Genomic DNA, 7,870 nt, shown 5'->3' with positions numbered 1-7,870 from the left:
CGGCTGCGGCGGCGGGCAGTTCGGCGCGCTCCCGGCTGAAGACGGCGTTGCCGTAAACCCGTCCGGCACTGCTGCGGTGCTCCGCCGCCGAAGCCGAGGCGGGCCGGTGAGTCGGTGGCTGCCCACCCTCATGGGGCTTCCTGGAAACGGCCGTCACCGCAGTTCCGTGATCCACCGTCCGACGATTTCCTTCAGCCGAAGGCCACGACGAGTCGCACGGCGTCCTCGCCGAAGCGATCCGCCAGAGCCTTCATCACGGCGAACACATGGGGCCAGTGCGACCGGGGGCCGAGGACGGAACCCGCTGTCAGCGACTCGTACCGGCAGAGCAGCTCTCCGCTCATCCACTCGGCGTGGTCGTCGGCATCCTGGAGCTCGTTCGGGCGCGGGCCCACCAGAGCCACCAGCTCCGCCGGCCATACGGCCGGCACGAGCTGCCGGTGCAGGATCGACGGCCTGGCCGGCGACGACCAAGTGACCCGGCCGACGTAGTGGTCCGGAGCGGTTGCCGGATCCAGCCTCGCGATCTCGGCCCAGCTGACCCAGGTCGCCCCTGCGAGGTGGCCCTCCGCCACCCACGGCTGCAGTCGTTCGCACAGCGCGCTCGACAGATCCCCGGGAAGACCCCGGCCGGCGGCCACAGGCCGGTAGCCCGCGTAGTTGCGTACCCCGAAGAGGCAGCCGAAGGAGGCGTCGTCGGTCTCGTCGTACAACGGCCAGAGATCCATGGCGGCAACCCACGGCTCCCCCTCGTAGTAGTCGGTGCCGGCGTCGGGGTGACGGAATTCGATACCGCCGTGTATGTCCGTACTCACGGTGCCTGACGCTACAACTGTTCGGGGCGACGGTCTTTCCATCAAGCCCTGCACGGGCTGGGGCGCGTCTCGGCAAATCCCCGGCAGGCAGCCGCGCCGGCACCACCCCGGCTGCCGCAAATTCCTCCGGAGCGAAGCCACTTGGACGAGGAAAACGCAACTTCGACAAGGCCGTCAGAGGCAGCTACCTTCAGCTGGCCTTCGGTGGTCGCCCACGGTCGCACGGGGTTGCTCCAGGCTGGGCCACCCGCGCCCGAGGGGGATCGGTCATGCCCCCACGAAGCCTCGCCCCCCATGCCTGGGCCACCGAAGCGAGACCGCGCCAGTCCACCCCACCAGGGAGAGACGCATGCCCCATCTTGCTCTGTACACATTCGGCACGCTGAAGTCACCTCTCGCCGATCCCGCCCCCCTCACGCGCGAGTTCTACGACATCGGTGCGGCCGTCTACCGGACGATCAGTCAGCAGCCCGGATATCTCGCACACGCCGAGGCGGCAGACGGTGGCCGGGGCTCACACTTCGAGGCGGACTGGGGTGCGTGGGGAGAGTTCGCCGTACCGGCCTGGTACGACAAGGGCCGTACGGCGGACACCACCGCCCTGGCCGCGAGCCTCTCCCTGTGGACCGACCTGCGCCCCGCCTTCGACGCCGTCTACACCGGTCTCCACCGTGAGGCGCTGAACAGGCGGTACGACTGGTTCGAGAGGAGGACAGGACACCCGAGTCACGTGTTCTGGTGGATCGCCGAAGGCGTCATACCCACCTGGCAGGACGGGGTTTCCAGGCTGGAGCAGCTCCACGACCACGGTTCCGCGCCGCACGCCTTCACCTTCCACCACGCGTTCACCCCGGACGGAACGGCGACCAGGATCAAAGGCACCGGGCCCGAGAGGGATCAGGTCCGCTGACACAAGGGCCTGAAGGCCGGCTCCTGTCAGGAGGTCCGGCCGGCGGCCGAACCGACAGGGTGGGCACCGCGGCCGTTCCCGCCCGTCGGGGAGACCTGACGGCCGGTCTTCTTCAGCGGCTGCCACCAGGACGGGTTGTCCGCGTACCAGGCGACCGTCGACGCGAGGCCCTCCTCGAAGGGGACCTCGGGGGCGTAGCCGAGTTCGGTGCGGATCTTGGAGTCGTCCAGGGCGTAGCGGAGGTCGTGGCCCTTGCGGTCAGGGGCGCGGTCGACGAGCGACGGGTCGGCCTCGCACAGGTCGAGGAGCAGGTCGGTGATCTCCCGGTTGGTGCGCTCGGTGCCGCCGCCGACGTTGTAGACCTCGCCGGGGCGGCCGCCCGTCAGCACCAGCTGCACGGCACGGCAGTGGTCGGAGACGTGCAGCCACTCGCGGATGTGGGAGCCGTCGCCGTAGAGCGGAACGGGGACGCCGCCCAGCAGGTTGGTGGTGAACAGGGGGATGAGTTTCTCGACGTGCTGGTACGGGCCGTAGTTGTTGGTGCAGCGGGTGATGGACACGTCGAGGCCGTGGGTGCGGGCGTAGGAGAGGGTGATCAGGTCGCCGGCCGCCTTCGACGCCGCGTAGGGCGAGTTCGGCGCGAGCGGCCACTCCTCCGTCCAGCGGCCTTCCGTGATGGAGCCGTACACCTCGTCGGTGGACACGTGCACCAGGCGGGACACACCGGCGGCGAGGCTCGCCTCCATGACGTTGTGCGTGCCGACGCAGTTGGTGCCCACGAAGTCGGCCGCGCGCACCAGTGAGCGGTCGACGTGTGACTCCGCGGCGAAGTGGACGACGGCCTCGTGCCCGGGGAGGAGATCGAGCAGCAGCTGACGGTCACAGATGTCGCCGTGGACGAAGGTCAGACGCGGGTGCTCGGCAGGGAGGTTCGCCCGGTTGCCGGCGTAGGTGAGTTTGTCGAGGACGGTGATCTCAGTACGTTCGAATCCGGCGTACTCACCGTTCAGCATCGCCCGCACATAGTGGGAACCGATGAAGCCGGCCGCGCCGGTGACCAGGATACGCATGCGGCCCACGGTGGCCCCGGCCCCTCGAGAACCCCTAAACCCCGGATCGACCCCGGCCCCCGGTCCGCCCTGGCCGGCGCGCGCGTCGCGTTCGATCCGTGTTCTGCCCAGGTTCAAGACAGGTCGACCAGTGTGGGGGACATGATCCCGACGCCCAAGGAGCATCCATGACCGAGGCCCAGAAGATCCCCGACGTGCGCAAGACGGTGACGGTGGACGTACCCGCGGACCGGGCCTTCGCCATTTTCGCCGAGCGTCCGCTCGAATGGTTCCCCGAGAAGCACGTCTTCGTCGAGAACCGGGTGTCGCTCACCATCGAACCCTTCGAGGGAGGTCGCTACTACGAGGTCGGAGCCGACGGAACCGAGATCGCCTGGGGCACGGTGGTGGAGTGGAACCCCCCCAAGCGGATCGTGCTGACCTGGCGGGTCGGCCCGCACTGGCAGCCGGTCTTCGACGACGAGAAGGCGAGCTTCATCGAGGTCGACTTCGAGGCACTCGGCCCCGGGAGGACCTCCGTGGCCCTCACGCACAGCGGACTGCACCGGCACGGCGAGATCGCGCCCCGCATCCACGCGGCGCTCGACGGCCCGAGCCCGGGGGAGACGCTGGCCCGCTACGCGCAGGTCGTCGCCCGGGTCGGTGCGGCGGCGAGCGCGGTCCCGGTGACGCTCGTGAACAAGTTCGAGGTGACGGGACCGGCCGAGCAGTTCGAGGAGGCCTTCGCCGCGACCTCGGCCTTCTTCGCGGCACAGCCGGGCTTCATCGAGCACACGCTGCACCGCCGGCTCGACGAGCCGGCGTCCTACGTGAACATCGCACGCTGGACGGACAACGCCAGCCTGCGGGCGGCGGTCGCACGGCCGGAGTTCCAGCCGCACAGCGCGGCGCTGCGCGCCCTCGCCGTGTCGAGCCCGGAGCTGTTCGAGGTACGTCTGCACGCCAAGGCCGCCGACGCCGAATGAACGGCCGGGTGCGGGAACGGCGGGGGCGCCGTTCCCGCACAGGGTCAGGTCGGCTGGGTGAACAGGATGTTCGGGGCGACGAAGTCGAGCGAGGGATCCGCGGACAGGATCGCGTGCTGCAACTGCTGCAGCCGTACCGACGGCTCCAGCCCGAGTTCGTCGGCCAGCTCGGTCCGCACGGTCTGGTAGACCTCCAGCGCGCGCCAGCGCTGCCCCGAGCGGTAGAGGGCGACCATCAGCTTGGCGCAGAAGCTCTCGTGCAGCGGATTGCGGGCGACCAGCACCGCCAGCTCGCCGAGCAGCATGTGGTGCCGGCCCAGATGCAGTTCGGCGTCGATGCGGGTCTCGAGCAGACCCAGCCGGCTCTGCTCCAGACGCGTGGCCTCGATGCTGAGATGGGCCCCCCGCAGGACGTCGACCAGCGCCTCCCCCGACCACAGGTCGAGCGCCTGCCGGGCCAGCCGGTACGCCTCCAGGTGGTCGCCGTTCTCCGATGCCTGGTTGGCCTCGTCGACGAGCCCGTCGTAGAGCTGGGCGTCCACCATCACGCCCTCGGGGGTGAACAGGTAGCCGTTGTAGCGGGTCAGCAGGACGTCCTTCGCCGAGCCCGACAGCAGGACGCCGCCGATCAGTCTGCGCAGTTGCAGGATGTAGGTCTGCAAGGTCGTCAGTGCGCTGCGCGGTGGCTTCTCACCCCAGATCTCCTCGACAAGGGTGGACACCGACACGACCTCACCGGCCCGCAGTGCCAGCAGTGCGAGGACCTGGCGCGGTTTCGCCGCGGTTGGCGCGATACACCGACCCGCCCCCGTGGCCTCCATCGGCCCGAGCACGTTGATTTCCAGCAACTTGTCCCCCTTTAGCGACGCTTCTTTTCAGCCTCTGCGGTTCCCTTTGAAGAATGCACAAGCGTGTTTGAGCTCGGAACTGCCGCGATCACCAATACGCATGAGGTTCACAGGACCCCGGTATGGGATTTTCATACGCGTGACGAGAGCGGATCAGACGATCAGCACTTTGGTGTCCTCGGGGAGGGCGGGAGAGTCCACCATCTTGGCGGTGTGCCGCCAGCGACGGCGGCCCAGCACGAGCCAGCCGGGCTCGGTTCTCCTGACCAGGCCGGCGACGGCCCTGCCGGCGTCGCTGTAGGCCGTGTGCAGGGTCCACCGCACAGCCGCGCCCTCCAGACACGCCCCGACCTTGAGCAGGGACTCCAGTTCGAGATCCGTGGAGTCGAACGCGGCGGCCAGGGAGCAGTCGAGCAGCAGGGTCCACGGCCGTTGTACGACCAGGACGACGACGAGATCGCCTCCGTGTTCCTCGGCCAGGCCGGCGGCGCAGCGCACGAGGCTGTCGTCCACCGCCCATATGACCGCGACGACGGGACGAGGGCGCCGCAGTGCCATCTTCCGCTCCTTCCCCCCGCGTCCCGTCTAGCCGAGGGAGTTCAGGCAGGCCACGAGGGTGCGTGCCTGCACGTTGACGTAGTTGCTGTGCCGGAGCAGAGCGGTGAGCTGGCCCACGGTCACCCAGGCGTGATCGGGGGGCAGCGCGTCGGGCGCCGGCCCGTCCGCCTCCGCGATGACGTACCGGCCGACCGCGTTCAGGAACCGGCCCCCCTCCTCGGCGTGGAACGCCTCGTAGCGGATCCGCGGGGAGCCCGGCGCGGGGATCCGGTCGAGGAACGGCGAGGTCTCCTCCTCCCGTTCGCAGGCGGACATGCACTGGACCGTCGGGCCCAGTTCGACGCCGTCCAGGAAGCCGACCTCGGCCCTGGCGCGCACGAGCACATGGAGCACCCCGTCGAACTCCCGGACCAGGAAGGCCGACAGGCCCGTGCCTATGGGCTCGATGAGCGGCTGGGACCAGCTGGCGACCTCCCGGTTGTCGGCCCGCACGTCGACGGCGACCACCCGGAAGCGACGGCCGTCGTCCCGGCTGATCTCCTTGTCGTCGCGCTGCCAGCCCGGCAGGGCGCCCAGCGGCAGCCGGCCGGCGTCGAGCCGGCAATCGGTCCGCAGCCCGGTGAACCAGCTCAGCAGCTCGGTCATGGTCGACACCGCGCCGGCGCCGGGGTCGCGCGAGGCGGCCAGCGACCGGCCGAACCGGTCGGCGGCCTCGGCACCCTCTCCCACCGGGGGCAGGCACGCCAGCACCGTGCGCGAGTCCATGTTGATCACGTTGTCCCTGGCCAGCAAGGCGTTGATCTGTCCGAGGGTCAGCCAGCAGAAGTCGTCGGCCAGCGGTACGTCGTCGCCGGCATCCGCTTCGACGAGCATGTTCCGGTTGCGTTTGCGGTAGAACCAGTCGCCGTGCTCGGACTGCAGCACGTCGGCGATCACCCGCGCCGGGCGCCGTCCCGTGAAGTACTCCAGATACCGGACCCGGGAACCCCGATGGACCTGGGTGTAGTTGCTCCGGGTCGCCTGGACGGTCGGCGAGAGCATCAGCGGCACCGGGTTGCCCGGCTCCATCTTGGCCTGCATCAGGAAATGCAGCACCCCGTCGAACTCCTTGACGAGGATCCCGAGTATGCCGACCTCCGGCTGGTTGATGATCGGCTGGAACCGGTCGGCGGATCCCGGACTGCGCAGCGAGAGGCCCTCCACGGAGAAGAAGCGGCCGCTGTCGTGCACCAGGTTTCCGATGTCGTTCTCGAAGTACCAGCCGCGCAGTCCGGCGAAAGGAATGCGATCGACCGTGAAATCGTGCGCAGCCGCCCGTTCGGCCAGCCACGCGTCGAACTCGTCCATCCGTATCTGAACGCCCGCCGTCCGCTTGGCGGAATCGGCAAGCCGGCTGGGAAGACCGAGGTCCTCCCGTGGCTTCAGGCTTATCACACCCGACACACCCTCGCTGGCTGGGATTCGTTGGTGCGGCCACGCTGGACGGGGCCGCTCGAATTCCGCGGCAGCGCTACTGGAGCGTTGCTCGCGACGTCGGTTTTCCAGGCGTCCACGAGCGCGATCCGAGTAGTCCGGAAGAAATTTCCAGAGCACGCACAACCCTGCGACACGGGAGAGGGACATGGCGGAACTGACGATCGACCGGCTCAAGGACATTCTGCGGATCAGCGCGGGCGAGGACGAGTCGGAGCAGCTCGCCGGCGAGATCGGCGAGACCACGTTCGGTGAACTCGGCTACGACTCGCTGGCCCTGCTGGAGACCGCGGCCCTGATCAAGCGGGAGTACGGGGTCGACATCACCGACGACATCGAGCACCTGACCACGCCGCAGGCGCTGACGGACTTCGTGAACGCCAAGTCCGCCGCGTGAGGGGCCCGGCAGGGAAGGGACGGGAAGAAACCGGATGAGCGACAGACGGGTGGCTTTCGTCACCGGAGCCAGCAGTGGCATCGGACTCGCGGTGACCCGGACCCTCGCGGAGCAGGGGATTGCGGTGTACGGGTGCGCCCGGGACGCCGACAGGCTGGCCGAGACCGTGGCGAAGCTCGCTTCGGAGGGGCTGGAGGTGGCCGGCGGACCGTGCGACGTGACCTCCGCCGCCGGTGTGCGTGCCGCCGTCGCGGCGGCCGTGGAGCGCTTCGGTCGTATCGACATCCTGGTCAACAACGCCGGCCGGGGCGGCGGCGGTGAGATCGCGCAACTCGACGAGTCGCTCTGGCTCGACGTGATCGACACCAACCTCAACGGTGTCTTCCGCGTGACCAGGGAGGTGCTGGCGTCCGGCCGGATGGGCGAGAACGGCTACGGGCGGATCGTCAACATCGCCTCCACCGGCGGCAAGCAGGGGGTCGTCTACGCGTCGCCCTACTCGGCGTCCAAGCACGGGGTGGTCGGCTTCACCAAGGCCGTCGGCCTCGAACTGGCGAAGACCGGCATCACCGTCAACGCGGTGTGTCCCGGATACGTCGAGACACCGATGGCCGAGCGGGTCCGGTCCGGGTACGCGGACTTCTGGGGCGTCACCGAACAGGACGTCCTGGAGAAGTTCAACGCGAAGATCCCGCTGGGCCGTTACTCGACCCCGGAGGAGGTCGCGGGCCTGGTCTCCTACCTGGTGACCGACACCGCGGCGTCCGTCACGGCACAGGCGATCAACGTCTGCGGCGGCCTGGGCAACTACTGAAGTGCGCGGCGGCCCGGGCC

General features: G+C 69.2%; 9 protein-coding genes. 4 read left to right on the top strand and 5 right to left on the bottom strand.

Annotated features, from left to right (window positions below; translation table 11 throughout):
* Positions 1-191: 191 nt before the first annotated feature.
* Entirely contained in the window at positions 192-815 is a 624-nt protein-coding gene (locus CCN44_RS35950) for a hypothetical protein (protein WP_086702798.1), read from the bottom strand.
* Between the two features lie 349 nt (positions 816-1,164).
* Between CCN44_RS35950 and CCN44_RS35945 the strand changes: the two genes are divergently transcribed.
* Entirely contained in the window at positions 1,165-1,725 is a 561-nt protein-coding gene (locus CCN44_RS35945) for a DUF3291 domain-containing protein (protein WP_086702795.1), read from the top strand.
* 26 nt (positions 1,726-1,751) lie between these two features.
* Here the strand turns inward: CCN44_RS35945 and rfbB are convergent, their stop codons facing one another.
* On the bottom strand, positions 1,752-2,795 hold the full coding sequence (gene rfbB / locus CCN44_RS35940) for a dTDP-glucose 4,6-dehydratase (protein ID WP_086702792.1): 1,044 nt from the start codon (positions 2,793-2,795) through the stop codon (positions 1,752-1,754).
* Positions 2,796-2,962: 167 nt separating this feature from the next.
* Here rfbB and CCN44_RS35935 point away from each other — a divergent pair, with 167 nt between their 5' ends.
* Complete coding sequence (locus CCN44_RS35935) at positions 2,963-3,760, top strand: antibiotic biosynthesis monooxygenase (RefSeq protein ID WP_079080862.1); 798 nt, start codon at positions 2,963-2,965, stop codon at positions 3,758-3,760.
* Between the two features lie 44 nt (positions 3,761-3,804).
* Here the strand turns inward: CCN44_RS35935 and CCN44_RS35930 are convergent, their stop codons facing one another.
* The 3 genes from CCN44_RS35930 to CCN44_RS35920 form a co-directional block, all read right to left on the bottom strand.
* Entirely contained in the window at positions 3,805-4,608 is an 804-nt protein-coding gene (locus tag CCN44_RS35930) for an AfsR/SARP family transcriptional regulator (protein ID WP_308406204.1), read from the bottom strand.
* A 153-nt stretch (positions 4,609-4,761) separates the two neighbouring features.
* Positions 4,762-5,166: a hypothetical protein gene (locus CCN44_RS35925; RefSeq protein ID WP_059247743.1), complete on the bottom strand. Its 405-nt coding sequence runs from the start codon at positions 5,164-5,166 to the stop codon at positions 4,762-4,764.
* A 27-nt stretch (positions 5,167-5,193) separates the two neighbouring features.
* Positions 5,194-6,513, bottom strand: a complete 1,320-nt coding sequence (locus CCN44_RS35920) for an NDP-hexose 2,3-dehydratase family protein (RefSeq protein ID WP_086702789.1) — start codon at positions 6,511-6,513, stop codon at positions 5,194-5,196.
* 274 nt (positions 6,514-6,787) lie between these two features.
* Here CCN44_RS35920 and CCN44_RS35915 point away from each other — a divergent pair, with 274 nt between their 5' ends.
* Together CCN44_RS35915 and CCN44_RS35910 are read left to right on the top strand one after the other, a co-directional pair.
* A complete protein-coding gene (locus CCN44_RS35915) occupies positions 6,788-7,036 on the top strand; it encodes an acyl carrier protein (RefSeq protein WP_059247742.1) in 249 nt (82 codons plus the stop codon).
* A 34-nt stretch (positions 7,037-7,070) separates the two neighbouring features.
* Positions 7,071-7,850, top strand: coding sequence for an SDR family NAD(P)-dependent oxidoreductase (locus CCN44_RS35910; protein WP_059247741.1), 780 nt, complete (start codon positions 7,071-7,073; stop codon positions 7,848-7,850).
* The last annotated feature ends 20 nt before the right edge of the window (positions 7,851-7,870 follow it).

The organism is Streptomyces tricolor (assembly GCF_002155905.1).
In the GTDB taxonomy this organism is placed as follows: domain Bacteria; phylum Actinomycetota; class Actinomycetes; order Streptomycetales; family Streptomycetaceae; genus Streptomyces; species Streptomyces tricolor.
Note: the sequence above shows the minus strand (reverse complement) of the source record. Positions and strands in the feature narration are given on the sequence as shown.